We start from the raw sequence: 26,133 nt of genomic DNA, 5'->3' as shown, positions 1-26,133 counted from the left end.
GTATTGCATTGTAACACATTTAACAACTGGACAGGAAATGATAACTCTTAGAAAAGTATGTTTCAATTTCTGCCTGCTGATCCGCATTTAAAAAATATGTACCCAATAAGCTTATCCATAAAACAGAGAGTTAAATCCCGATTAAGGGATATTTAATTACGGCGCGTTATGTATAGAATTTTTCCTGTCCATTTTAAGCTCTTATATACTATATGCTGCTTTTTATTGTATAAAACAAGGCACGATCAAATCGCGCCTTGTTTTATTAAAAAAGTTTATGCAGACATTGCTGCTATTACTATCATTTATTTTGACTATTAAGCAGTTTTGCTGTTTTCAATAAGGAAGTCAACAGCTTTTTTCACTTTAAGGTCAGCTTTCACGCTGTCGAGGCTTCCAAGCGCCTGCTTGATTGCATCGGCAGTCATGTTGTACATTTCAGCCATTTTATCAAGCTCAGCAGTAACCTCTTCGTCTGTTACTTCGATGTTCTCAGCTTTTGCGATCTCTTCAAGAGTCAGGTTGATGCGCACACGCTTTTCGCCTTCTTCTTTCATCTGCTCGCGCAGGGCGCTTTCGTCCTGGCCGGAGAACTGGAAGTAAAGCTCAAGGTTCATGCCCTGCATTTGAAGGCGCTGTTCGAATTCCTGCATCATTCTGTCGACTTCATTATCGATCATTACTGCAGGCAGGTCGATTTCAGCATTATCAGCAGCTTTTTCGACTACAGTGTCGCGAAGGTTGTTTTCAGACTCCTGCTTCTTGCTTTCTTCAAGGCGAGTCCTGATTTTTTCCTTAAGGGCATCAAGAGTTTCAACCTCTTCGTCAACATCCTTTGCAAACTCGTCATCAAGCTCAGGAAGCTCTTTGCCTTTGATTTCGTGAACAGTCACCTTGAATACTGCCTTCTTGCCGGCAAGCTCAGCAGCATGGTATTCCTCAGGGAAAGTGACTTCAACATCCTTGGATTCGCCTGCAGCTGTTCCTTCAAGCTGCTCCTCGAAACCAGGGATGAACTGGCCTGAACCAAGCTCAAGTGAATAGTTCTCAGCTTTTCCGCCTTCGAATGCTTCGCCGTCAACAAAACCTTCGAAGTCCATGACAACTGTATCGCCGTTTTCAGCTTTGCCTTCTTCTTTAACGACCAATTCAGCCTGGCGCTCCTGAAGGGAAGTGATTTCATTGTTCACATCTTCTTCAGTCACTTCTGTTTCAAGCTTTTCTACTTCAAGGCCTTTGTATTCGCCAAGCTTAACTTCAGGCTTAACTGTAACAGTTGCCTTGAAAATAAGGCTCTTGCCTTTTTCGATTTGCTCTACATCGATTTCAGGACGGTCAACAGGCTCGATCCCTGTCTCATCAATTGCACTTGCATATGCTTCAGGAAGAAGGAAGTCAATTGCATCCTGGTATAGAGATTCAACGCCAAAGCGTTTTTCGAACATTCCGCGCGGCATTTTTCCTTTACGGAATCCTGGCACATTTACTTGAGCAACAACTTTTTTGAAAGCAGCGTCCAGACCTTCTTTGACTTTCTCTGCTTCTACTTCAATTGTAAGAACCCCTTGGTTCCCTTCTAGCTTTTCAAACTTAGCAGACATACTATAATTCCCTCCAACAATCTATTGTCATTACCATTTTTGCGGACTTTGTATGAATATTGCCTTAATATCATAGCATATTCATCTTTTTGATATGTAAAATAACTATTTTTACACATAACAGCCACTATATTATAACATACGTTATCTTTGTTTCAACAGAGATACTCAAATATTGGGATAAGAAATTTCTTCTATCTTCCCTATAAAAATCCTGGATGCCTCAAGATTGTCAGCTTCCACCCCATATTGGCCTGCCAATTCACCCGGATCTCCGTCCATGCCGTAAAATGAACATCCGACAAGATGGTATGCAGCCGCCCAAAGGTCAGGCTCACCAGGGAGCTTGAATGGGTACAGCAGAAAGAACTGCCTCTCGAGCAAAGCGATGATATTTTCCAGCAGGACCGGATCTTCGTGTTCAAGCTTGTTTTTTACCGCTGCTTCAATTGCCCTCAGCTGCTTATGATCATGAACGTCATGAAGTGCAGATGGTATGAATTCTTCTTTCAACCCGAGCTTTTTTACAGTCACTGGCTTATCATATTCCTGCTCTTTCAGTATATTGATAATCATTGTTTTCAGGAAAGGATGCCCTTCCTCTGAAATCAGGTAAGACTTCAGCTCGTCAAGATACGGCCTGATGTTGATGTTTGCAAGCTTTGCCAACAGCAGGACCTGCTCTTTCGGGTCTTGATAGGATAGGAGATTCAGCTCCTTATCCTTATATTCCCCGTGAAGCTTTTCTTCCGCATCAGGATCCGGGCTTCCCTCCGCCATACGCCTGCTGAAGTGCAGCATTTTAGCGAAATGCTCAAGCTTATCCTTCGGAATCTCCCTTTCCTGGAGGAGGGCTTCAATGGTTGCCGCGATTTCCCCATATTCATGGAGCTGAACCATGATCATCAGATAGAGGTCTGCGATTTCAAAATAATCTCCGATCCCCTCCTGAAGCATGGATTTTGCTAGGTTTTTGGCCTTTTTCAGCGCTCCGGCCTCAAAATAGGCCAGGACAAGCCCTATATGTATATCACTGCTCTCCGGGTCAAGCTCCTTAGCGTCCTCAAAAAGCTTGATTGCATCTGAAAAATTCTTTCCCTGCAGGCTCTCAAGCCCTTTTTCCAGCAAACGTTTTTCCAGACCGGGAAAGGGGATGATATTGCTGCTGTCGTTCTGGTTCCGCTTAGTCATGAAAAACCGCCTTCCCTGTTAATATTGAAGATAGTATAGCACGCATGGAGAGAAAAAAGAAATTAGGAGGAAAGAGTCTTGAGAGGGGATACTTCTGTGCTTCCATGGGAAAAAAAGAAGATCCACAGGGGAGTGGATCTAGCTAGTTTTTTCATATGCTTCTATTTTTTCCTCCAGCTGAAGCGTGATTTCAATTTCATCCCAGCCATTGAGGAGCATGTTTTTCCAGTATGGCTGCAATGGAAAAGCTGCAGAAAAGCCATCGTCACTATAGACTGACTGCGTTTCAAGGTCTACCGTCAAAACGAGTTCCGCCTCTGCTGCCTTAGAAAGCAGCTGTTCTGTCTCCCCCTGGCTCAGCCGGATCGGCAGCAGCCCATTTTTCAGGCAGTTCTGATGGAAGATATCAGCGAAGGAGGGGGCAATCACCGCTTTGAATCCATAGTCCTGCAGAGCCCAAGGGGCATGCTCCCTCGAAGAGCCGCAGCCGAAGTTTTCATTTGCGATTAGAAAACTTGCACCGAGGTTTTCAGGCTTATTCAATTCAAAGGCAGGATCCGGCTGTCCATCTTTAAAGCGCCAGTCATAGAATAGGTATTTCCCGAATCCGGTTTTCTCGATTCTTTTCAAAAATTGCTTCGGTATGATCTGATCAGTATCTACATTTACCCTGTCAAGCGCAGCTGCTTTGCCTGACAGCTTTTTGAAACCGCCCATTCCATTTCCCCCTATATAATGATTGATTCTTCTATCAATGTTTTTCTGACATCAACAAATCTTCCATTGACAGCAGCTGCTGCTGCCATGAGCGGGCTGACGAGGTGAGTCCTCGCACCAGATCCCTGCCGCCCCTCGAAATTGCGGTTAGAGGTAGATGCACAATGGTCGCCCGGAGGCACGATATCATTATTCATGCTGAGGCACATGCTGCATCCGGATTCCCGCCATTCAAAGCCGGATTCTATGAAAACCTGATGAAGCCCCTCTTTTTCTGCCTGCTCCTTCACAGCCTGTGATCCAGGTACTACAAGGGCCCTGACACCCGGATGGACTTTTTTGCCTGCCGCAAACTCCGCTGCCTGCCTAAGATCCTCGATGCGTGAATTTGTGCACGACCCGATGAACACATGCTGAATGCTGATATCGCTGATCTCCTGTCCTTCAGAAAGCCCCATATACCGAAGAGCCCGCTCAAGGGATACCCGTTCTGTTTCGGTCTTGCAATCAGATTCAGAAGGTATCCTTTCATCAACCCCCGCTGCCATGGATGGATTGGTCCCCCAGCTGACCATCGGCGGGATTTCTCCAGCATCAAGCGTAATTTCTTTATCATAGTTCGCATCAGGGTCTGAGGCTAGAGCCTGCCAATGAGCGAGGGAAATATCCCACTCCATGCCTTTAGGTGCATATTTCCTCCCCTTTATATAAGAGAAAGTGGTCTCATCAGGACTGACCAGGCCTGCCCTTGCCCCTCCCTCTATCGACATATTGCAAATGGTCATCCGCTCTTCCATCGACATCCCTCTTACAGCCTCTCCACAGTATTCAATGACATGTCCTGTTCCAAAACCGATGCCAAACCTGCTGATGATATAGAGGATGACATCCTTGGCTGTAACACCGCTCTCAAGCTGGCCATCAATCTGAAGCTTCAAGGTTTTCGGCCTGGACTGCCACAATGTCTGGGTTGCAAGCACATGCTCCACTTCGCTTGTGCCGATGCCAAAAGCGAGTGAGCCAAAAGCACCGTGGGTGGAAGTATGGCTGTCCCCGCAGACAATGGTCATCCCCGGGCGGGTCAGGCCAAGCTCCGGGCCGATGACATGGACAATGCCCTGATCCGGGCTGTCCATTCCTGCAAGCGGCACACCAAACTCCAGGCAATTTTTTTCAAGAGTGGTCATCTGATTTTTGGCGACTGGATCATCTATTTGGCCGCGGTTGATTGTCGGCACATTATGATCCATAGTAGCGAAGGTTTTGTCCGGACGCCTGACCTTCCTGTTTTTCATCCGCAGGCCGGAAAATGCCTGAGGGGAAGTCACTTCATGAACTAAATGCAAATCGATATAAAGCAGATCAGGCTTATCGGTTTCTGTATGGACGATATGCCGGTCCCAAATTTTTTCCACAATTGATTTGCCCATCTATTTTTCTCCCTCCATCTTTTCCGGTTCCTTCTCCCGGAATCTTTTATAAATAAGTACACGGCTGGAAGACCAGCCGCGAGATCCTGAACTGTCAGGCATATGCCCCCATAATCTGCAGGATGGCTTCATTATCCAGCAGGGCAGCTTTAATTTCCTCAATCATCACATTGGTAGAAGCTGCCTTCCCTCCTGAAGCCAGATCGGCTGTGCGAATGCCTGACTCGAGTACATCACTGACTGCCTTCTCGATTGCAGCAGCTTCTTCTTCCATCCCGAAAGAGAGGCGGAGCATCATGGCCGCGGAAAGAATCATTCCAACCGGGTTGGCGATGCCTCTGCCTTCGATGTCCGGAGCCGATCCATGGATGGGCTCATAAAGGTATGGCCCTCCTTCAGACAGGCTTGCAGATGGGAGCATGCCCAGAGATCCAGTCAGAACAGAAGCTTCATCACTTAAAATATCTCCAAACATATTCTCAGTGACAATCACATCAAACTGTTTTGGGTTTTTAATGATCTGCATGGCCGCATTATCGACAAGCATATGCTCGAGCTGTACATCGGGATATTGGGCTGCAATTTCTTCTGCCGTTTCCCTCCACATCCTGCTTGATTCAAGAACATTCGCCTTATCTACGCTCGTAACCTTTCCGTTTCTTCCGCGGGCGAGTTCAAAAGCCAGCCTTACCACTCTCTGCACTTCTTCCTTTTTATAAAATAAAGTGTCCACGGCAGATTCATCATTGCCATTCCCGGTCCTTTCACTCGGCTTTCCAAAGTAGAGTCCGCCGGTCAGCTCCCTTACCATTAAAAAGTCGGTACCTTCGATGACTTCCTTCCTTAAAGGCGAGGAATCTGCCACACTCGCAAAATAGCTGGTGGGCCGGAGGTTGGCATATAGATTCAGATCTTTGCGGATTTTCAGGAGGCCGCGTTCCGGCCGGAGGCTTGGATGAAGCTTCTCCCAGCGCGGCCCGCCAACAGCTCCAAGCAAAATGGCATCACTGCTTTTACAGAGTTCGACCGTTTCTTCCGGCAGCGGCACTCCGGTGGTATCAATTGCTGTTCCGCCAATTTTTCCATAGCTGAATTCAAATGTATGCCCAAATCGTTCTCCTGCAGCCTGCATCACTTCAACTGCCCCTGCTGCCACTTCTTTTCCGATGCCGTCACCCGGCAGCACTGCGATCCGTTTCTTCATGCCCAATCCCTCCGTTGCAAGTTTTATAAAGCCACTTTCGTCTTTTCCTCCAGATAGATGACCCTGTTTACAGCGTTCAGATATGCTTTCGCAGATGCTTCAAGGACATCCTGCGCAAGCCCCCTCCCGCTCGTTTCCCTGCCGTTGTATTTCATTTTGACGAACACCTGTGCAAGGGCATCTCTTCCGGCCCCGACCGACTGGATCCGGTAATCCAGGAGGTTCACCGCACCATTCACTGATATCTCCAGCGTGTTGTAAAGCGCTTCTATGCTCCCTGCCCCGGTTGCTGCTTCCTGGACGACTTCATTCTCCCTGCCTGACAGCGTCACCGTCGCAGTCGGCACTTGATTGGTCCCATACTGGACCTGAATCTGGAGCAGTTCATAGAATTGCTGATCTTTCGACAGCCTTTCCTCCAGGACAATGGCTGCAAGATCATCATCTGTCATCTCTTTCTTTCTGTCTGCCAAGTCTTTAAAAATAGCAAACAGCGGCTTGATTTCCTCATCTGGAACAGCCAGCCCCAGCTCTTCAAGGCGGGATTTGAACGCATGCCTGCCAGAATGCTTTCCGAGTACCATGGAATTGGAGTGGAAGCCGACAAGTTCAGGTGAAATGATTTCATAAGTGGTCTTCTCTTTCAGCACGCCATCCTGGTGGATGCCCGACTCATGCGCAAAAGCATTTCTGCCGACAATTGCCTTATTCGCCGGGACAGCCATACCAGTCAGCTTGCTGACAAGACTGCTTGTTCTGCTGATTTCCTCCAGCTTGAGGCGGGTCCCCGCCTGATAATGGTCCTTCCGTATGTGCAGAGCGACGGCAAGCTCTTCCAGCGCAGCATTCCCAGCCCGTTCCCCGATGCCGTTGATCGTCCCTTCAATCTGTCCAGCCCCATTTTCGATGGCTGCAAGGGAGTTGGCAATCGCCATGCCAAGATCATCATGGCAGTGAGCCGATAAAATGACTTTATCTATGGAAGGGACATTATCTCTTAAGTAGTGAAAAATCTTGCCATATTCTCCAGGCGAAATATATCCGACCGTATCCGGTATATTAATAACCCTGGCCCCGGCCTGGATGACTTCCTCAACGATGCGGGCCAGAAAGGGCAGCTCCGTCCGGCAGGCATCCTCTGCCGACCATTGAATGAGCGGGAATTTCCCGGCTGCATATTTTACAGCAGAAACCGCCGTCTCAATGACTTCCTCCTTTGACTGCTTTAATTTGTACTGCCGGTGGATGGGGGAGGTAGCGAGGAAGACATGAAGCCTCGGATCCTCCCCCTCTCTCAATGCCTCCCAGGCTGCATCAATATCTGACATCACCGATCTTGCAAGCCCTGTAACCGAGCAGTTCCGGATTAGGCCGGCAATCTCCCGGACAGAAGTAAAATCGCCTTTTGAAGCTGCCGGAAAACCGGCTTCTATAATATCGACATTGAGCCTTTCGAGCTGCTTTGCGATTTCCAGCTTTTCAGATAGATTCAAGTTGACTCCTGCAGATTGTTCCCCGTCACGCAAAGTCGTGTCAAAAATGTTAATGGTTCGCACTGACAGCCACTTCTTTCTTTTTCTCTTTATTCACAAATGGCATCATTTTTCTCAGCTCCCTGCCGACCTGTTCAATCGGATGCTCATTTTCACTTGCAAGGATACTATTGAAGACTGGACGGTTTGCCTGATTTTCCAGGATCCAGCCTTTCGCGAACTTGCCTTCCTGGATATCCTTCAGAACAGCTTTCATCTCCTGCTTCACTCTTTCATCCACTACTCTAGGCCCGCTGACAAAATCACCCCATTGGGCCGTATCGGAAATGCTGTAGCGCATTCCTTCAAGGCCGCCTTCATACATCAGGTCTACAATCAGCTTGAGCTCGTGGAGACACTCGAAATATGCCAGCTCAGGCTGATAGCCTGCCTCAGTCAATGTTTCAAAACCTGCTTTCACAAGTGATGTCAGGCCACCGCACAGTACAGCCTGTTCGCCGAATAAATCGGTTTCTGTTTCTTCCTTGAATGTGGTTTCAAGCGCTCCTGCCCTCAGTGCCCCAATCGCTCTTGCATAAGCCAGTGCAAGCTCCTGGGCTTCTCCCGTTACATCCTGATGGACTGCAAATAAAGCCGGAACCCCTGCTCCTTCCTGATAGGTCCTTCTTACAAGATGGCCAGGGCCCTTTGGAGCCACCAGGAGGACATCACAAGTCTTTGGCGCCACAATCTGATGGAAATGGATATTGAAACCGTGTGCAAACAGCAGGGCCTGATTTGTCAGATTCGGCTCAATTTCTTCCTTATAGACTTTAGGCTGAAGCTCATCCGGCAGGAGGATCATGACAATATCGCTTTGTGCAACAGACTCTCCTACAGAAAATACCTGAAACCCATCCTCTGATGCTTTATCCCATGACCTTCCTTTTCTTAGCCCGATTACTACATCAGCACCGCTGTCCCTCAGGTTCTGGGCATGTGCATGGCCCTGTGATCCATACCCGATCACCGCTACCTTCTTTCCGTTTAAATAAGCTGGATTTGCGTCTCCGTTATAGTACATTTTCGCCATGATTCATTCTCCCTCTCGTTTTTGGATTTTTTATAAAAAAATATTTTTATACAATTGAATAATTCTTCGGCTGCCCCTGGCTCCTCTGGCTTCCTCTTGTAAAGGCTGTTGTCCCCGTCCGGGCAATCTCCTTGATTCCATACGGCTTTACAAGCTCTATAAAGGCTTCTATTTTTTCCGACTCGCCTGTGATCTGGATAACCAGGCTGTCTTTGCCGACATCTATCACCGAAGCCCGGAATGGCTCAATCAGCGAATATAATTCACTTCTCGCCTGCGGCAGGGACAGCACCTTTATGAGCGCAAGCTCCCTGGCGACAATCTGCTGGCCGCTTATATCGTTTACTTTTAAAATATCAATCTGTTTGTTGAGCTGTTTCGCAATCTGCTCTGCGGCCTCTTCATTGTCCACGTGGACCGTGCAGGTGATCCGGGAAATTCCCTCCTGCTCGGAGTGCCCGACCGAGATGCTTTCAATGTTGAAGTTGCGCTTTGAGAACAGGTTGGTGATTCTATTGAGGACCCCCGGCCTGTTCATCACGGTTAAACAGATGATTCGTTTCATGGTTTTACACCTTCCATCTCATGGTGCCCTTTGCCCGGGGCGATCATCGGGAATACATTTTCATCAGGAGCTATCCTGAAGTCGAATAACACCGGTTCATCGCTTTTGAGTGCTTCATCCAGCACCTTTTCGGCCTCTTCCTCCGTACGGATTTCATAAGCTTTGATGTCATAGGCTTCCGCCAGCTTGACAAAGGAAGGCTGATACTGGGCTTTGCTGTGCGAAAACCGTGAGTCATAAAAGATTTCCTGCCACTGTCTTACCATCCCAAGAGCCCTGTTATTGAAGATCGCTATCTTTACCGGGAGATTAAGCTCACGGATCAGGCCCAGCTCCTGTGCGGACATCTGGAAGCCGCCATCGCCAACAATTGAAACGACCAGGGAATCCGGTGCAGCAAGCTGAGCCCCGATGGCCGCAGGCATTCCGAATCCCATCGTGCCGAGCCCCCCTGAAGTGACCCATCTACCAGCTTTCTTAAAGCGGTAATATTGGGCTGCCCACATTTGATGCTGTCCGACATCTGTCGTGACAATCGCTTCTCCCGCCGTCTTTTCAAACAAGAGCTCCATGACCCGCTGCGGCTTCAGTTCAGCCGATTTGTGAAAATAATAAGGAAATTCTTCCTTCCAGCTTCTAAGCTTTTCCATCCATTCACCATGTTCGGGAGGCTTCCCCTTCTGGCCCACAAGCTGATTCAAAGCTTCTTTTGCATCAGCCACAACTGGAATTAGGGTTGGGACATTTTTGCCGATCTCGGCAGGATCGATATCAACATGGGCTACTTCTGCCTTAGGGGCAAAATAGGCAAGATTCCCTGTGAGCCTGTCATCAAACCTCGCTCCGATATTGATGAGCAAATCGCATTCATGCAAAGCCATATTGGCTGCATAGCACCCATGCATCCCGGCCATCCCGATAAACAGGCTGTGGTCTGCAGGAAAGCCCCCAAGTCCGAGAAGGGTATGCACGACCGGAAGCTGCTGCTGTTCGGCATATTCCTTAAGCAATCCGGAAGCCTTTGCATGGAGGACGCCCGCCCCTGCCAGGATGACCGGCCTTTTCGCACGGCTCACTGCCTCTGTCAGCTTTCGGATCTGGAGATAGTTTGGCTTTAAGGTCGGCTGGTAGCCTGGGAGAAAAACTTCTGTCTCCTCCGGAGGCTGTTCAGCGCCTGCTGCAATATCCTTCGGAATATCGATCAATACCGGACCAGGCCTCCCCGTGGAAGCAATATGAAAGGCCTCCTTCACAATCCTCGGGATGTCCGCTATGCTCCTTGCCTGATAGTTATACTTGGTTATCGGGGTGGTAATCCCGAGGATGTCAGCCTCCTGGAAGGCATCCGTTCCGATGACGCCTGTTGCCACCTGCCCGGTAATGACGACAAGAGGCAAAGAATCCATCATCGCGTCGGCAAGGCCTGTTACAATATTGGTCGCCCCCGGCCCTGAAGTGGCGATGACAACTCCAGGCTTGCCGGAAATCCTCGCATATCCTTCCGCAGCATGGATGCCTCCCTGTTCATGCCTGGGAAGCACATGAAGTATGCCAGAATCATAGATTTTGTCATATATCGGAAGGACAGCCCCTCCCGGATAGCCAAAAATCACTTCCACCTGTTCCTTCTCCAGCGCCTGCAATAGCAGTTCCGCGCCGGTCGCCGGCTTCAAGCCAGTCTTGTTTTCTGCAAAGGCAGCTTCCTGCAGCATTTTGAAATAACCTCCTTTTGATTCAAGAAAAAAACAATATAAAAAGCCTTCCCATCCCCAAGAACGCCTGCATCAGCAGACGAAGGGATGAAAAGGCTTTGTCAGCCTGTTCCACGGTACCACCCTGATTCACGCAATTTGCGTGCACTTATGGATGGCAGCTGCCATCCTTTTTGATAACGGGTGCTCTCACACCCGGCCGGCCCTACTCGTCAAGCTTTCAGGCCGGCGCTCTGAGGGGAGTTCATAATGCGGCAGGAGTGCCGGCTCTCAGCCTGCCCGGCTCTCTGTAAATCCTGATCCGCAAAACTACTTATCCTCATCCGCGCTTTTAACATATAGTGTTTTTAGCTGTCAGCTTACATGGGGTTCAAAATGCTTCGATGCTACTTTAACACCTTCCGAAACCACTCTTTCCCGGAACTTCACCAGGAGCTCTTTTGTATGTGCCCCCGGATGGCCTTCACCGATTGTCCGTCCGTCCACCTTCACGACTGCAATGACCTCGGCTGCCGTCCCTGTAAGGAATACCTCATCCGCCGTATAAACATCGTGCCTTGTGAAAGGCTCCTCCTTCACTTCATAGCCAAGCTCCCTGGCAATTTCCATGACTGCATTGCGGGTAATCCCTTCAAGCGCCCCAACGTATCCCGGAGGCGTGTAAAAGCATTTATCCTTGATGATGAACACATTGTCTGCCGAACCCTCTGCCACATAGCCCTGATCATTCAGCATGAGCGCTTCACTGACATTTGCCAGGCGGGCCTCAATCCTTACCAGGACATTGTTCAAATAATTCAACGACTTAACTTTAGGGCTTAATACATCCGGCCTGTTCCTTCTGGTCGCTACAGTGACAATCTCAAGCCCTGTCTCATACAATTCTTTCGGAAAGATGCTCAGGGGCTCGACAATGACTACCACATTTGCTTTTTTGCAATTGTAAGGGTCCAGCCCGAGGTCGCCCACTCCCCTGGAAACAACAACCCGGATGTAGGCATCTTCATACGAATTCTTTTCGACAGTGGCAACAATGATATCTGTCAGCTCTTCCTCCGTATACGGCATTGTCAGTAAAATGGATTGGGCTGAACGATAAAGCCGGTCCATATGCTCCTTCATCCTGAAGATATTTCCGCTGTATACCCGGATCCCTTCAAAGATGCCGTCTCCATAAAGGAAGCCATGGTCATAAACGGATATTTTTGCATTCTCTTTCGTCACAAACTCCCCGTTTAAAAATATCAATTGCTCAGACACGGAAAACACCTCTTCGATTTAATGTATACACGCTTTAAACGGTTGAAATGACAAGTTAAAAAAATATAGGTTCCACGCTTTCAGTTCCGGTGTGGAGCGGTTTGTTTTATTATTTGAGGACTATCTTACGCTCATTTTTTTTGGGAGTCAACACCATTTTCAAGAATTATTTGATAATTTAGATTTATCAGATATATTGAATGCGCTTTCATTGCTTGTATATATGAATTTATTCAGCCAAGAAATTTTTTATTTTATTTTTCAATCCCTCGCGCGTGATTTCCCGCTCTTTTTTACCATCATTGAAAGATCCGTGCTGGAGATATTCTTATGAATGCTTTTTCAATATAAAGATGCAGCATTTAGGATTTAATGGCGCATTTTCAATGAGCATATAATATAGAAGAAACCTGTTAATCATGTCAGGTTTATTGACATACAAAGAAGCGCTTTCATTTGGCGGGAGGTATAATATTTAGCTGCAGTACTGAGTACTTTTATAAACTCTGTAACCTTAATCGGAAAAGAGACAGGTTTTCGAAGAAGAACAAAAGTGTAAGTGCCTTGAATACAAAAAACAGACCCCGTCCTAGGGCAATTTTTCAGCATAATGAACAGCTTCCCTGGGGGCATAGAAACGTCATCGGCATAAAAAGCAGTGAGTCATGTATAGCAAGAGGCTTATTCTATGCATGATCGGCATGAAAGGGAGTGAGCCATGCATACAAAGAAGCCTAATCGATGCATGATTGGCTGGAAAAGGGATGAGCCATGCATACAAAGAGGCCTAATCTATGCACGATCGGCAGGAAAAGCAGTGAGTCATGTATAGCAAGAGGCTTATTCTATGCATGACTAGCAAGAAAAGCAGTGAGTCATGCACAGTAAGAGGCTTATTCTATGCATGATCAGCAAGAAAAACAGAGACTCATGCATGGTAAGAAGTCTAATTGATGCATGACTGGAAAAAAAGAAGTTATTTATAGGAAAGATGCTTGTAACCCTGAGAACCCAGGCGCAGGGGCTGGACGCGGATCAAGGATTTATTATTTCCTTTACGACAAAAAAACCGCTATTTGATAAAAATCAAACAGCGGTAATATAGGTGTATGTAGTAATGGCGTCCCAGGAGAGATTCGAACTCCCGACCGACGGCTTAGAAGGCCGTTGCTCTATCCTGCTGAGCTACTGGGACATTATTTAATAAGTTATCTCGAAGACATTTTTTATTATAGTAGACAAATAAATGAAAGTCAACAGCTTTTCAGGAAAAATATAATAAACCTGGCATCATTTTTTCCGGCAATATACATCTGCTTATTGCAAGAGGGGTTTCCCCCTCATACAATAAACGGATTTCATGCCCTTTCCGGAATCTGAAAAGTCTGTGACAGCTTTTCAAGCTTTCCGGCTTCAAGGTCATATATATCCACACGGATCTCCCTCCCTGCCATTTCCAGCAGGAGATAGGTCCTTTCATAGCGCCCTCTCGGCAGCCTCAGGCTCCCCGGGTTCAAAAACAGCCTTCCGTCAATCATTTCTGCCCCAAGCTCATGCGAATGTCCGAAGCAGATGATATCTGCTCCTTCCTCCTCGCCTTTATACTTCAGCTTCATAAGGCTGCTCTTCACTCCGTACAGATGCCCATGGGTAACAAAAATCGTCAAGCCTCCAAGGTTTTTGGCAAGCTGATCAGGATAGGCATCATCATAATCGCAATTTCCCCTTACTCCAGCAAAACCCGACATAGCCGGATGTCCGGCAGGCAGCTCGGAATCCCCGCAGTGAATCATAAGATCAGCATCTTTTCCATGCTTCTCAGCGAGCTGCGCAACTTCCTCCTCCAGCCCATGGCTGTCGCTTACGATAAGTATTTTAGCCATTGGCTCCATCACCTTTAAAAAGGGTACCCAGACTGTTTTCCAGCTTTTCTAGGGCTTTGGCCCTGTGGCTGATCTGGCTTTTTTCTTCAGGGGGGAGTTCTGCCATGCTTTTATTTTTTTCAGTCACGAAGAAGATCGGATCATAGCCAAATCCATGGCTGCCCCTTTTATCAGTCAGAATCCTGCCCTCACACGTGCCGGAGACTGTATAAGCTTCCTTGCCTGGCACCGAGACAGCCAAGGCGCAATAAAATCTGGCTGTCCTCTTTTCTTCCGGAACACCTTCAAGCTCTGCGAGCACCTTTTGCATATTTGCTTCATCACTTTTCGTTTCTCCTGCGTACCTTGCCGAGTAGATGCCCGGACGTCCCTCAAGGGCATCAATCATAAGGCCGGAATCATCCGCAATGACGATTTTTCCAAAGGCTTTAGAGACAGCCTCAGCTTTAAGGACTGCATTTTCCTCAAATGTGCTTCCAGTTTCTTCAATATCCTCAAATTCAGGAAAGTCGAGAAGGGTTTTTACTTCATAGCCCAGCGGCTTGAACATCCGGCTGAATTCTTTCGCTTTCCCTGCATTTTTCGTTGCAATAATAACTTCCTGCACAGTTTTCATCTCCCTGGATTTACTTTCCGATCTGTGAGCTGATCTTTTCGCCAAGCACTTGCTTTTGGATATCAAACAGCCTGCCTACGCCTTCTTCCGCCGCTTTTAACAGCTCTGTCAGCTGGCTCGCTGAAAATGTTGCTTCTTCTCCTGTCCCCTGGAGCTCCACAAATTCGCCATTGCCTGTCATGACCACATTCATATCAACTTCCGCCTTGGAATCTTCGGCATAATTCAGGTCAAGGACTACCTGCTTGTTTTCGAGGATTCCCACACTTGTAGCTGCAAGGAATTGCGTAATCGGGTATTTTGATAACTTCTTGCTGGCATACAGCTTTTCGACAGCAATTGCCATTGCGACAAATGCACCTGTGATGGAAGCTGTCCTTGTCCCGCCATCAGCCTGGATAACATCGCAATCCAGCCAGATTGTTCTTTCACCAAGGGCCTCAAGGTCAACGACTGCCCTTAATGCACGTCCGATCAAGCGCTGTATTTCCATCGTGCGCCCGGTGATTTTCCCCTTTGCGGCTTCACGTATATTCCTTTGCTCTGTTGCCCGCGGCAGCATGCTGTATTCAGCAGTAATCCACCCTTTTCCTTCCCCTCTCATAAATGGGGGCACCCGCTCATCAATGCTGGCTGTGCAAATCACCTTGGTATTGCCTACACTGATCAGTACAGAGCCTTCCGGATGCATTAAATAATTCGTTTCAATATGTATCGGCCTTAACTGCAGCTGTTCACGCCCGTCTTTCCGCATATTCATTCCTCCTTAGAACCTGTTCCGGCTGTCTGTAACCGGAATCCAATAAAGAAGAGGCGGCAAATAATTGCCAACCTCTATCCTTGTCATTATATAGTATATCAAAAAAGTTTTTTTAAAAACTACCTGTATTCACATTTTCAGGCCGTGTAACCGGTTCTGTCAGTTTTTTCCCTTCTACCACAAGATCGGCTTTACCATTTACAGTGACTGCTACACTTTCAATGCCCTTTTGTTCAGTCAGGGACAGTACAAGTGAATTAAGCAGGTGCTGAGAGATGATTTTTTCTTCAAAGCTGCCATAAACGGATTCATTGAAATCCAATGTTGCCAGCCCGTTTTCGATTTTAGGGTCGCCTAGAAGCTCAACCTCAGGCATGAAGTCTGTAAACAGGTTGGAAGTAAAGCTCGGGCCCTTGACGAGCTCCTTTACTACCGCTTCAACCTGATTGTCTTCCTGGGCGCTGATGCGCTTTGTCACCGGTACATAATAGTAGGCGCCCTCTTCACCGCCCAGGTAATAGACCGTCAGGGATTTTGTATTAGAGATATCCACCGCATCGGAAGTGTCCATATTGATGCCCTTTGCCCTGGACAGGGTTTCGCTGATCGGCGTCCCGTTTACAGGCATTTCTGTCAGTGCATGGCCATTCATCTGGAGCTTCACTTTCTCGATCGAATCAAATTGTGTCAGCGTCCAGGTCACAGACTCAAGGATTTTTTCTTCATCCTCGGCCTGATAGTCCCCGAACTCCTTCGAGAAATCAACGGTTGCTACCTTATCCTTCACGTTTACGCTTAATTTTGTATCTGCAGGAAGGACGGCCCGGAAGTCATTGGGCAGCATATCGGTAACAGGCCCATTCTGCACAAGATACTCAAGTGCCTGCTTAGCGACCGAATCGGTTTTTGGCAGGGAAAGCGTCTGCGGCACGACATAGCCGTTTTTATCGACCAGGTATAACTCTGTCTGGACAGTCCCAGCAACCTCTGCCTCTTCACCAGCCTGCTCCGTTTCAGTTCCTGCCGTTTCCTCAACAGCCGTTTCACCATCTTCAGTATAGCTGACTTCTTTCGGAGGATCGATCTTTTCTTTTTCCCCGATCCCAAACAGCCCGCATCCGGATAAAAGCACAGAAGAAGCCAGTACGGCTGAAACCATTGTTGTCTTTTTATTTATAGACATTAAAATCCCTCCCAGAACAGTTTGTACTACATATATACGAGCCTTCCGGAAAAATAGACCCTTTAGAAAAAGAAAATTTGGACAAAGAAAAGCGGAAAAGCCTTGTTCAGCTCCGACAAGCTTAAGACAAGCAGAGCGGAAGGTTGTTCTTTACCTTCTGATCTGCTTGGCTTAAGACTCGAGGAGCTAGGCTTTGGAGCTGGACAAAACTGAAATGCGGAAGCGGCTTGCCCAGAGCCGACAAGCATAAGACGCGCAAGAATAAAAGGCGTTCTTTGCCTTTAATTCTTGGGTGGCTTATGACTCGAGGCTCTAGCCGCTGGAGCTGGACAACGAAATGCGGAGGGCGCCTGCTCATAAAAAATCTCTAAAACAGCTCATTCACCGCTTTCTGCTCAACACAAAAAAGCAGACCCGCTAAAGGCCTGCTTGTTTTAAGCATACTTATCATGAAGTGACGGCTGCTTCATTCTTAACCAGTACTGCTTTGATTGTAAAATAGTCGGTTTCATCCCCGAGGAGCTCTTTAATGGGCTTGAGTTTGGTATCCCCGCTTTCATCAAGCGCCTTCAGGACTTTCCGCTCCAGTTCCTCATCAAACAGCTCAGACCAGTTGAAAGGATTTCCCTCAGCCGCTGCCCTGAGGACATGGTTCTGGACGGTCACTAGAGAAAAGCCGCGCTGCTTGGCAATCTCCTTTATGCCCAGCCCTTCCATATAGTGATTATAGGAAATCATATAGCTTGGCTCCTCATCAGCCTTGAGCCTGTCCAACTGTTTTTCCTCTTTCGGCGGAAGGGCAGACGGCGGTTCGATATTGTTTTCCTGCATATATGATTTGATTTCCTCAGCGAACATGCTGCCATATTTATCATATTTCATCTGGCCGACGCCTTTGATCTGCAGCATAGATTCACCATCAGCCGGGTAGTACTTGCTCATTTCGCGCAATGTGCTATCAGGGAAAACAACATATGGCGGGATTTTCCCCTGTTCAGCCACCTGCTTCCGCAGTGAACGCAGCCGCTCAAATAGATCATGGTCCCCTTCAGCCTCGGGCTTCTGTTCAATCGCCTTTGTTTTGCGCATCATGATCGTTTCCTGACCCTTAAGAATCCCTTGGACCCTTGATGTCAGCATGATTACCGGATATTTCCCGTCTGTCAGGCTGAGAAAGCCTTCGGCAAGCAGATAATTGATAACAGCAGCAATTTCTTTTTCCGCACGATTTCGCATCAATCCATAGGTAGACAATTCATTGAATTTCATATCGCGGATCCTTTTATTGTTGGAACCTTTCAGCACCTGGGCTGTCAGACTCACGCCGAAGCGCTCACCCATGCGTTTTATGCATGAGAAAATCATTTGTGCTTCAAGTGTAATATCGATCTTCTCTCTGTCATCAATGCAATTGCTGCATTTTCCGCAGCGGCTTTCATCGCTTCCCTGGTCGAAGTACTCAATGATGTATGATTGAAGGCATTGCTCTGTATGGCAATAGTTCACCATCCGGTTCAGCTTGCTGAACTCAAGCTCCCTGTTCCGGCTGTCCAAGCCGGTTTCCTCTATCAGAAACTTCTGCAGCTGGATATCCTGCTGGGCGAAAAGAAGGATGCACTCACTCTCCTCCCCATCACGCCCGGCCCTGCCGGCTTCCTGATAATAGGCCTCAATATTCTTCGGCAGGCTGTAATGGATGACAAACCGGACATTTGATTTATCGATCCCCATGCCGAACGCATTGGTGGCCACCATGATGTCTGTCTGATCATGGACAAAATCATTCTGGGCTGTTTTCCTGTCTTCCTCATTCATGCCGGCATGGTAGCGTGAAGCCGGGATGTTTTTCCCCTGCAAAAATTGCTGCAGCTGATCTGTTTCCTTGCGGCTCGAGGTGTAAATAATACCCGGCTGCCCTTGATGCTTACGGATATAGCTCGCAATGAATTCTCTCTTGTTGACGCCTTTGGCCACTTTAAAAGCAAGGTTTTCCCTCGCGAACCCGGTAATGAATATATCTTCGTCCCTGATCTGCAGCAGCCCGCAGATATCATTGGCCACATCCTCTGTCGCAGTTGCGGTGAGCCCGACAAGGATCGGCCTGCCGTTCAACTGCCCGAGCGCAGGAATAATGGAGCGGTAGCTCGGCCTGAAATCGTGGCCCCATTGGGAGATACAATGTGCTTCATCGAATACAATCATCGAAATATCGATGGAATTCAGCAGATGAATGAATCCAGTGGAATCAAAACGCTCCGGCGCAGCATAAACCAGCTTATACTCTCCATTCCGGATCCCTGAGGTCCTTTCCATCAGCTCCTGCTGAGTGAGACTGCTGTTTATGAAAGTGGCGGACACGCCTGCTGCAAGCAATGCGTCTACTTGGTCCTTCATTAAAGAAATGAGCGGGGAAATGACGATGGCGGTGCCAGGCATCGCGAGTGCGGGAATTTGAAATGAGAGGGATTTTCCTCCTCCTGTCGGGAGGATGCCAAGAGTATGGCGGCCATTTATGACATTCTGAATGATTTCTTTTTGGCCATTACGGAAGGTGGAATAGCCGAAATATTGCTTGAGCAGCTTTTCCGCTTGTTCTATCAATATCATCACCTTTTTCTATAAGAGATACTAGAATTGTACCATTTTCGGAAGCCTTATGCTTTATTTCACTATTATCTTTTTAAAAATTTGAACAGCAAAAGCCCCCAAAAAGGAGGCTATGCTTCCAGCTTTATTTTTTCAATATGGTCAATGGGGCTTTGCAGCCATTGGCCCGCAATCTTCGTAAAGATGCTTATGGATCCTGTTGCAAAATATTTATGGACAGGCTCGTCCGCACTTTGATTGAGCAAACCTCTGTAGTCGAGTATGGTGCTGACTTCCCTTGCGGTTTCTTCACCTGAGCTGATCACTTTCACACCTGGCCCCAAGACATTTTTTATCAAGGGTTCAAGCAGCGGATAGTGCGTGCACCCAAGGATCAATGTATCAAGATCTTTGTTCCTCAAAGGCTTCAAGGTTTCAGCAACAATTTTCTTGGCTACCGCACTCCCGTATTCCCCGCTTTCCACAAGCGGGACAAATTTCGGGCAGGCCAAAGGTTTCACACATACCTTCCGGTTGATTTGCTTAAGGGCCTTTTCATAGGCTTTGCTGTTGACCGTACCAACCGTGCCGATGATTCCGATCTTATTGCTTTTGGATACCTTTAAAGCTGCCCTTGCCCCAGGATAAATGACCCCAAGAACAGGGATAGGGAGCTTTTCCTGTATTTCCTCAAGCACAACCGCAGTTGCCGTGTTGCAGGCAATCACAAGCATTTTGATATCCTGAGTCAATAAAAACTCAGTCATCTGCCATGTAAACCGCCTTACTTCTTCAGCCGTCCTCGGCCCGTAGGGGCACCGTGCAGTATCCCCCAAATAAACGATATTCTCATTCGGCAGCTGCCTCATGACTTCTTTTGCCACTGTCAGGCCGCCGACCCCTGAATCTATGATCCCAATTGGTTGTTTCAAACATACCGCCTCATTTTTCGCGCATATCTTGGTGTAATTGCGTTAAGTTGTTCTTCAGTACAGTTACTTCTTCCTTGGAGAAATTCTTGAGAACCTCGCGCAAGTAAATCTGCCTCTTGACGATAACCTCTTCGATGATCCGCTCTCCCTCCGGCAGCAGATGGATACGGACGACCCGCCTGTCATTCGGGTCCTTCACTCTCTGCACGAGCTCATTCTTTTCCATTCTGTCCACAAGGTCTGTCGTTGTACTGAAGGCTAAATACATTTTATTAGAAAGCTCGCCGATTGTCATGTCCCCTTCCTCATGCAGCCACTGCAGGGCAACAAACTGAGGGGGCGTAATTGTATAATTGCTTAAGATTTCCCGGCCTTTTTGCTTAATGATGCCGGATATGTAGCGAAGGTCTTTCTCGATATCTGCAACAATATCAATCGTTTCTTTTATGTCTTTATTATTTCCATGCGTCATCCCATACAACTCCCATTTAAGCAATTCCAGTCTATATGCAGGCGGAAAGATTGCAGCTCTTTGCTTTATTGTCTACTTTTTTCATCCAATTTTCAAGATGGAAATCCAGGCAATGCAAGAAAATGCGTCAATTCAGCAGGCTGAACATTCTGCCGGCACTCTCTGTCCTGCAAATATCTCCTCTGCAATATAATAACCGGCAACCTTATCCAAGATTGCCGGCCATAATCAAAGTTCTAGCTCTCCCATTCGAAGGAGCTCTACAACGGCTTGAGAACGCCCCTTAACGCCAAGCTTTTGCATAGCATTTGAAATATGGTTGCGAACCGTTTTTTCGCTAATAAATAGTTCACCAGCGATTTCTTTCGTTGTCTTGTCTTGAACTAATAGCTCGAATACTTCTCTTTCACGTTTGGTGAGTAACGGCTTGTGAGTATATTCGTTCTCCTTCAAGTATTGTAACCCTCCTTGCCTTCGCCAGCTATGAACCGCGGGATGGGTATATATTTAGTCACCATATCATATGTAATCTGTACTGGCGGAGTGACTGCAATTCCTGGAAGGAGAGATTATTTTTTCCAAAAGGGCTATTATCTTGTTTAGTTGGAGGTCCGCGCCATACAGCCACATGATTTATGATTCATGCTCCATACACCTGCTCCCCCAATTATATGCAGCCATAGGAGCAGGTGTGAATGAACCTGCGCCAGGGCTCAAGCGTTGATGGTCTTTCCAGCTGAAAGAAGATTTCTCATTTCCTCTGTCCAGGGTACGCCTTTTCCCGTTTTCCTGGATATTTGCACGATTGTCCCTCTGCCCGCAAAGCAGACTGCCCCATCTTTCCTTTTTGCCATATAATGAAGATCTGCTGAAGACCGCCCGATGCTTTCTGCTTTTACATGGATGTTCAGGCTTTCATCGAAAAATACCTGCTTCAGGAAATCACACTGCAGATCGGCTACAACAGGAATCGTTTCGTTATCAGGCCTTACCCACTCCTGCATGAAGCCGATGCTCTTGAAGAATTCTATTCTTGCTTCCTCAAAATACGTAAAGGGAATTGTGTTATTCAAATGGCCAAACATATCTGTTTCTGAAAAACGGACCTTGACAGGGTGGGAAAACTCAAAGCTTTCCTCCCAAGCCGCAAAGTCATCAACATAATTCATTTTACTCATGACGCTGCCTCCAATAATGAATGAACATTCAGTCGTTTTATATTATTATAATTTCTTTCGCTCCGTTTGAAAACATTAAATGAATAAAAACCCCCTTTCAGCGTGAAAGGGGGTCTGTTCTATTAAGCCTGATCGCTTCCGAAGAAGCTTCTGAATGACTGGATCGTTGTATCCCGGTTCAATGCTGCGATTGAAGTTGTCAAAGGGATGCCTTTCGGGCAGGACTGAACGCAGTTCTGGGAATTTCCGCAGTTTGCCAGTCCGCCATCGCCCATGATCTGCTCAAGGCGTTCGGATTTATTCATTTCACCAGTCGGATGGGCGTTGAACAAGCGCACCTGAGATAATGGGGCAGGGCCGATGAAATCGGCTTTGCTGTTTACATTCGGGCAGGCCTCAAGGCAGACGCCGCAAGTCATGCACTTGGACAGCTCATATGCCCATTGGCGCTTCTTCTCAGGCATGCGCGGTCCAGGTCCCAGGTCGTATGTCCCGTCAATCGGGATCCATGCTTTCACCTTCTTCAGAGAGTCGAACATGCGGCTTCTGTCTACCTGAAGGTCACGGACGACAGGGAATGTACGCATCGGCTCAAGCCTGATCGGCTGCTCCAGCTTGTCGACAAGCGCTGTACAGGATTGGCGAGGCTTGCCGTTGATGATCATTGAGCAGGCGCCGCATACTTCTTCAAGACAGTTCATGTCCCATGCGATCGGCGTGGTGCTCTCCCCTTTGGAATTTACCGGATTGCGGCGGATTTCCATCAGCGCTGAGATAACGTTCATATTCGGGCGGTAAGCCAGTTTGAACTCTTCTTGATAAGGGGCTGAATCAGGCGAGTCCTGCCGGGTGATTTGAAATGTAACTGTTTTGTTTTCAGACATCGTTTATTTTCCCCCTTTCTTCTTCGTGTAATCACGTTTACGAGGCTTGATCAGGCCTGTATCTACTTCCTCATAATGGAATTGAGGAGCTGAGTCAGGACCTGCGAATTTAGCCATAGTCGTTTTCAGGAACTCATCATCATTACGGTCAGGGAATTCCGGTTTATAGTGGGCCCCGCGGCTTTCATTCCGGTTATAGGCACCAATGGTGATGACCCTGGCAAGCTGCAGCATGTTTTGAAGCTGGCGTGTGAAGACAGCTCCCTGGTTGCTCCATTTTGCTGTGTCATTGATATTGATATTTTTATAGCGTTCAAGCAATTCTACGATTTTCTCATCTGTTTTCAATAGCTTATCATTATGGCGGACAACCGTTACATTATCTGTCATCCATTCGCCCAGCTCTTTATGGAGAACATAAGCATTCTCTGTTCCATCAAGGGACATGATGCTGCTCCATTTTTCTTCTTCCTGTTTGACAAACCTGTCGAAAACGGAAGAAGAAACATCTTCTGCACTCTTTTCAAGGCCAGCGATATATTCGAGCGCTTTCGGGCCTGCAACCATACCGCCATAGATGGCAGACAGAAGGGAGTTGGCGCCGAGGCGGTTTGCCCCATGCTGGGAATAATCGCATTCCCCTGCCGCAAATAAGCCTGGAATATTTGTCATCTGATCATAATCTACCCACAGTCCGCCCATTGAATAGTGTACGGCAGGGAATATTTTCATAGGGACTTTGCGAGGGTCATCACCCATGAATTTTTCATAGATTTCAATGATACCGCCAAGCTTGATGTCAAGCTCTTTAGGATCTTTATGGGATAGGTCAAGATAAACCATGTTCTCGCCATTGATGCCAAGCTTCTGATTTACGCAGACATCGAAGATTTCACGTGTTGCGATATCACGCGGCACCAGGTTTCCGTAGGCAGGATATTTCTCCTCCAGGAAATACCATGGCTTTCCATCCTTATAAGTCCATACACGGCCGCCCTCACCGCGCGCCGATTCGCTCATCAGGCGCAGCTTGTCATCCCCCGGGATGGCCGTCGGGTGGATCTGGATGAATTCACCGTTTGCATAATAAGCTCCCTGCTGATAGACGATCGATGCAGCAGACCCTGTGTTGATGACAGAGTTGGTTGATTTACCGAAGATGATGCCCGGGCCTCCAGTTGCCATGATCACGGCATCCCCTGAGAAGGACTTAATCTCCATGGATGTGAGATTTTGAGCAATTACCCCGCGGCAAATGCCTTCATCATCGACTACAGAGCCGAGGAACTCCCAGCCTTCGTATTTTGTAACAAGGCCTGCAACCTCGTGGCGGCGCACCTGCTCATCCAATGCGTACAAAAGCTGCTGGCCGGTTGTGGCGCCCGCAAATGCTGTACGGTGATGCTGGGTCCCGCCGAAGCGCCTGAAGTCCAGCAGTCCTTCCGGTGTACGGTTGAACATGACGCCCATGCGGTCCAATAGATGGATGATCCCCGGCGCTGCTTCAGTCATGGCCTTTACAGGCGGCTGATTGGCTAGGAAATCTCCCCCGTAAACCGTATCATCGAAATGCTCCCAAGGTGAATCTCCTTCACCCTTTGTGTTGACCGCTCCATTAATACCGCCCTGGGCACAAACAGAGTGAGAACGTTTAACCGGGACAAGAGAAAACAATTCAACCGGAGTCCCTGATTCTGCTACTTTAATTGTTGCCATCAAGCCGGCCAGTCCGCCGCCGACAACGATTACTTTTCCTTTACTCATCATGGCTCACTCCCTCAATACTAGTACAGCTCTATTTCAAACTAAGCCTAAGCGCATTTTCCCGTGCGCTATGCTGAAAATTACATTATTGTTAAGCACATAAACATTTTGGCCCGCGGTGCAAAAACTCTGAATCTATTAAACAAATGCCGTGATTGCGCGGATTCCAACAATGGAAAGGGCGATGAAAATTGCGATTGTAACATAAGTGGAAATCAGCTGTGAGCGAGGAGTAACGGTGATACCCCAGCTTACTGCGAAAGACCACAAACCGTTTGCAAAGTGGAATATTGTAGAAATAACGCCGACAATGTAGAACCAGAACATAAACGGATTCGACAAAATATTCTCCATCATCTGGAAGTTAACATCTGCTCCGAAAGCCGCAGCAACTCTTGTCTCCCACACGTGCCAGGTAATGAAAATAAGCGTCACTACACCGGAAACTCGCTGGAGAAGGAACATCCAGTTGCGGAAAAATCCGAATCTGCTAGCATTATTCTTAGCAGTAAAAGCAATATAAAGGCCATAGATCGCGTGAAACAGCAAAGGCAGGAAGATAACTACAGTTTCTAAGACATATCTGAATGGAAGCTGTTCCATAAAGTGTGCTGCCTTGTTAAACGATTCTTCTCCTCCTGTTGCAAAATGGTTCACTACAAGGTGCTGAACAAGAAACAGCCCAACTGGAATGACCCCAAGTAATGAATGCAGTCTGCGATTAAAAAACTCCCGATTACCTGCCATTGATTTACCCCCCCTGAATTTTGAAGAAATGATGCAAAGGCTTTTTCTATGAAAATATTATTTCTGGAAAATAGGGCCTTTCCACCATCGAGAAAATGTTAATTATTCATTTTCTTACAATTAAGTGACATGTCCATTTTACTCCCATCGGAATAGAGCGTCAAGAAAACGGATACATAAAGTATATGATAAAAATAAAATTTTTAAAATATATTGATATTATATAAAGAACGAAAATCTCCTATCTGGCTATGATTCATTATGTATAGGAGAATATATTGAAATAGCATTTTTTTCTTATAGGACTGAAGCTGTTTTTTCTTGAATCTGTGCTTTATTTTAATCTGGATTGTATATAATAGAATCATAGAAAGAGGGGAGACGATTGAGCATTATGACATCTGCAGAAACAAAGGCTGAGCACGGGCCGGAAACCGTCCCTGCTTTCGGCTATGAATTGATCAGGGAAGGCGTTCTTTCCGATATGCTGGGCAAGGATGCAGCCGAAATACTTTATTGGTCCGGCAAAAGGCTGGCCAGGAAATACCCGCTTGAATCGATGGAAGCAGTCATTGAGTTTTTTGAAAATGCCGGCTGGGGAACCCTTGCTGTAAAAGAAGAAAAAAGGAACGAAATGGAGCTCCAGCTTTCGAGCCCATTGTTCGCCAGGCGCTTTAAGGAAAATCCTGATTGCACCTTCCAGCTCGAAGCCGGTTTTCTCGCACAGCAGCTGGAATTTCAAAAAGAACTGCTCTCAGAAGCCTTTGAGCACCCCAAAAAAAGGGGCGGCCTTGTCCTTTTCACAGTAAAGTGGGATAAAAAAGACCGCATCAGCCCGCTATAACAGATAAGGGCAGTACTATGAGCCCATGCTTAAAGCTGA

At 47.3% G+C, this 26,133-nt stretch carries 23 protein-coding genes, 1 tRNA gene and 1 other annotated feature; of the genes, 1 reads left to right on the top strand and 23 read right to left on the bottom strand.

Annotation, left to right across the window (positions count from 1 at the left end; all coding sequences use genetic code 11):
- Positions 1 to 317 precede the first annotated feature (317 nt).
- From tig to ACQCVH_RS01170, 23 genes are all read right to left on the bottom strand, one after another.
- Complete coding sequence (gene tig, locus ACQCVH_RS01280; RefSeq protein ID WP_426834112.1) at positions 318 to 1,601, bottom strand: trigger factor; 1,284 nt, start codon at positions 1,599 to 1,601, stop codon at positions 318 to 320.
- Positions 1,602 to 1,769: 168 nt separating this feature from the next.
- Positions 1,770 to 2,792 carry a tetratricopeptide repeat protein gene (locus ACQCVH_RS01275; RefSeq protein ID WP_426834111.1) on the bottom strand — a complete coding sequence of 341 codons (1,023 nt, stop codon included), beginning with the start codon at positions 2,790 to 2,792 and terminating at the stop codon, positions 1,770 to 1,772.
- 138 nt (positions 2,793 to 2,930) lie between these two features.
- The gene (gene leuD, locus ACQCVH_RS01270) at positions 2,931 to 3,509 is read right to left on the bottom strand and encodes a 3-isopropylmalate dehydratase small subunit (protein WP_426834110.1); all 579 of its coding nucleotides are present in this window, start codon (positions 3,507 to 3,509) and stop codon (positions 2,931 to 2,933) included.
- 11 nt (positions 3,510 to 3,520) lie between these two features.
- Positions 3,521 to 4,939 carry a 3-isopropylmalate dehydratase large subunit gene (gene leuC / locus ACQCVH_RS01265; RefSeq protein WP_426834109.1) on the bottom strand — a complete coding sequence of 473 codons (1,419 nt, stop codon included), beginning with the start codon at positions 4,937 to 4,939 and terminating at the stop codon, positions 3,521 to 3,523.
- Positions 4,940 to 5,033: 94 nt separating this feature from the next.
- Positions 5,034 to 6,143, bottom strand: coding sequence for a 3-isopropylmalate dehydrogenase (gene leuB, locus ACQCVH_RS01260; RefSeq protein ID WP_426834108.1), 1,110 nt, complete (start codon positions 6,141 to 6,143; stop codon positions 5,034 to 5,036).
- Positions 6,144 to 6,166: 23 nt separating this feature from the next.
- Entirely contained in the window at positions 6,167 to 7,699 is a 1,533-nt protein-coding gene (locus ACQCVH_RS01255; RefSeq protein WP_426834107.1) for a 2-isopropylmalate synthase, read from the bottom strand.
- Positions 7,686 to 8,708, bottom strand: coding sequence for a ketol-acid reductoisomerase (ilvC, locus tag ACQCVH_RS01250; protein ID WP_426834106.1), 1,023 nt, complete (start codon positions 8,706 to 8,708; stop codon positions 7,686 to 7,688). Before ilvC ends, ACQCVH_RS01255 begins: the two co-directional genes overlap by 14 nt.
- Before the next feature lie 46 nt (positions 8,709 to 8,754).
- Positions 8,755 to 9,273: an acetolactate synthase small subunit gene (gene ilvN, locus ACQCVH_RS01245; RefSeq protein ID WP_022544246.1), complete on the bottom strand. Its 519-nt coding sequence runs from the start codon at positions 9,271 to 9,273 to the stop codon at positions 8,755 to 8,757.
- Complete coding sequence (gene ilvB, locus ACQCVH_RS01240) at positions 9,270 to 10,985, bottom strand: acetolactate synthase large subunit (protein WP_426834105.1); 1,716 nt, start codon at positions 10,983 to 10,985, stop codon at positions 9,270 to 9,272. Before ilvB ends, ilvN begins: the two co-directional genes overlap by 4 nt.
- 80 nt (positions 10,986 to 11,065) lie before the next feature.
- Positions 11,066 to 11,320: a binding site (T-box leader), on the bottom strand.
- A gap of 19 nt (positions 11,321 to 11,339) precedes the next feature.
- Positions 11,340 to 12,245, bottom strand: coding sequence for a branched-chain-amino-acid transaminase (ilvE, locus tag ACQCVH_RS01235; protein ID WP_426834104.1), 906 nt, complete (start codon positions 12,243 to 12,245; stop codon positions 11,340 to 11,342).
- A 1,118-nt stretch (positions 12,246 to 13,363) separates the two neighbouring features.
- A tRNA-Arg gene (locus ACQCVH_RS01230) sits at positions 13,364 to 13,440 on the bottom strand.
- A gap of 163 nt (positions 13,441 to 13,603) precedes the next feature.
- On the bottom strand, positions 13,604 to 14,128 hold the full coding sequence (locus tag ACQCVH_RS01225; protein WP_426834103.1) for a metallophosphoesterase: 525 nt from the start codon (positions 14,126 to 14,128) through the stop codon (positions 13,604 to 13,606).
- Entirely contained in the window at positions 14,121 to 14,735 is a 615-nt protein-coding gene (locus tag ACQCVH_RS01220; protein ID WP_426834102.1) for an XTP/dITP diphosphatase, read from the bottom strand. Before ACQCVH_RS01220 ends, ACQCVH_RS01225 begins: the two co-directional genes overlap by 8 nt.
- A gap of 19 nt (positions 14,736 to 14,754) precedes the next feature.
- Entirely contained in the window at positions 14,755 to 15,498 is a 744-nt protein-coding gene (gene rph / locus ACQCVH_RS01215; protein WP_426834101.1) for a ribonuclease PH, read from the bottom strand.
- A gap of 118 nt (positions 15,499 to 15,616) precedes the next feature.
- Complete coding sequence (locus ACQCVH_RS01210; protein WP_426834100.1) at positions 15,617 to 16,687, bottom strand: GerMN domain-containing protein; 1,071 nt, start codon at positions 16,685 to 16,687, stop codon at positions 15,617 to 15,619.
- 447 nt (positions 16,688 to 17,134) lie between these two features.
- A complete protein-coding gene (gene recQ / locus ACQCVH_RS01205; protein WP_426834099.1) occupies positions 17,135 to 19,294 on the bottom strand; it encodes a DNA helicase RecQ in 2,160 nt (719 codons plus the stop codon).
- Between the two features lie 110 nt (positions 19,295 to 19,404).
- A complete protein-coding gene (gene racE / locus ACQCVH_RS01200; protein ID WP_426834098.1) occupies positions 19,405 to 20,205 on the bottom strand; it encodes a glutamate racemase in 801 nt (266 codons plus the stop codon).
- A 10-nt stretch (positions 20,206 to 20,215) separates the two neighbouring features.
- Positions 20,216 to 20,677 (bottom strand): MarR family winged helix-turn-helix transcriptional regulator, encoded by a 462-nt coding sequence (locus ACQCVH_RS01195; protein ID WP_426834097.1) that lies wholly within the window; start codon positions 20,675 to 20,677, stop codon positions 20,216 to 20,218.
- Between the two features lie 228 nt (positions 20,678 to 20,905).
- Entirely contained in the window at positions 20,906 to 21,130 is a 225-nt protein-coding gene (gene gerE / locus ACQCVH_RS01190; RefSeq protein ID WP_009796032.1) for a spore germination transcription factor GerE, read from the bottom strand.
- Between the two features lie 260 nt (positions 21,131 to 21,390).
- On the bottom strand, positions 21,391 to 21,855 hold the full coding sequence (locus ACQCVH_RS01185; protein WP_426834096.1) for an acyl-CoA thioesterase: 465 nt from the start codon (positions 21,853 to 21,855) through the stop codon (positions 21,391 to 21,393).
- Positions 21,856 to 21,977: 122 nt separating this feature from the next.
- Positions 21,978 to 22,739: a succinate dehydrogenase iron-sulfur subunit gene (gene sdhB, locus ACQCVH_RS01180; protein ID WP_009796030.1), complete on the bottom strand. Its 762-nt coding sequence runs from the start codon at positions 22,737 to 22,739 to the stop codon at positions 21,978 to 21,980.
- Positions 22,740 to 22,742: 3 nt separating this feature from the next.
- Positions 22,743 to 24,503, bottom strand: coding sequence for a succinate dehydrogenase flavoprotein subunit (gene sdhA / locus ACQCVH_RS01175; protein ID WP_224898551.1), 1,761 nt, complete (start codon positions 24,501 to 24,503; stop codon positions 22,743 to 22,745).
- A gap of 138 nt (positions 24,504 to 24,641) precedes the next feature.
- A complete protein-coding gene (locus ACQCVH_RS01170; protein ID WP_257991991.1) occupies positions 24,642 to 25,250 on the bottom strand; it encodes a succinate dehydrogenase cytochrome b558 subunit in 609 nt (202 codons plus the stop codon).
- Between the two features lie 394 nt (positions 25,251 to 25,644).
- Between ACQCVH_RS01170 and ACQCVH_RS01165 the strand changes: the two genes are divergently transcribed.
- Positions 25,645 to 26,094, top strand: coding sequence for a YslB family protein (locus tag ACQCVH_RS01165; RefSeq protein WP_426834430.1), 450 nt, complete (start codon positions 25,645 to 25,647; stop codon positions 26,092 to 26,094).
- Positions 26,095 to 26,133: the final 39 nt, after the last annotated feature.

The sequence above is a fragment of the Bacillus infantis genome (assembly GCF_050107595.1).
In the GTDB taxonomy this organism is placed as follows: Bacteria; Bacillota; Bacilli; order Bacillales; family Cytobacillaceae; genus Bacillus_AB; species Bacillus_AB infantis_C.
Note: the sequence above shows the minus strand (reverse complement) of the source record. Positions and strands in the feature narration are given on the sequence as shown.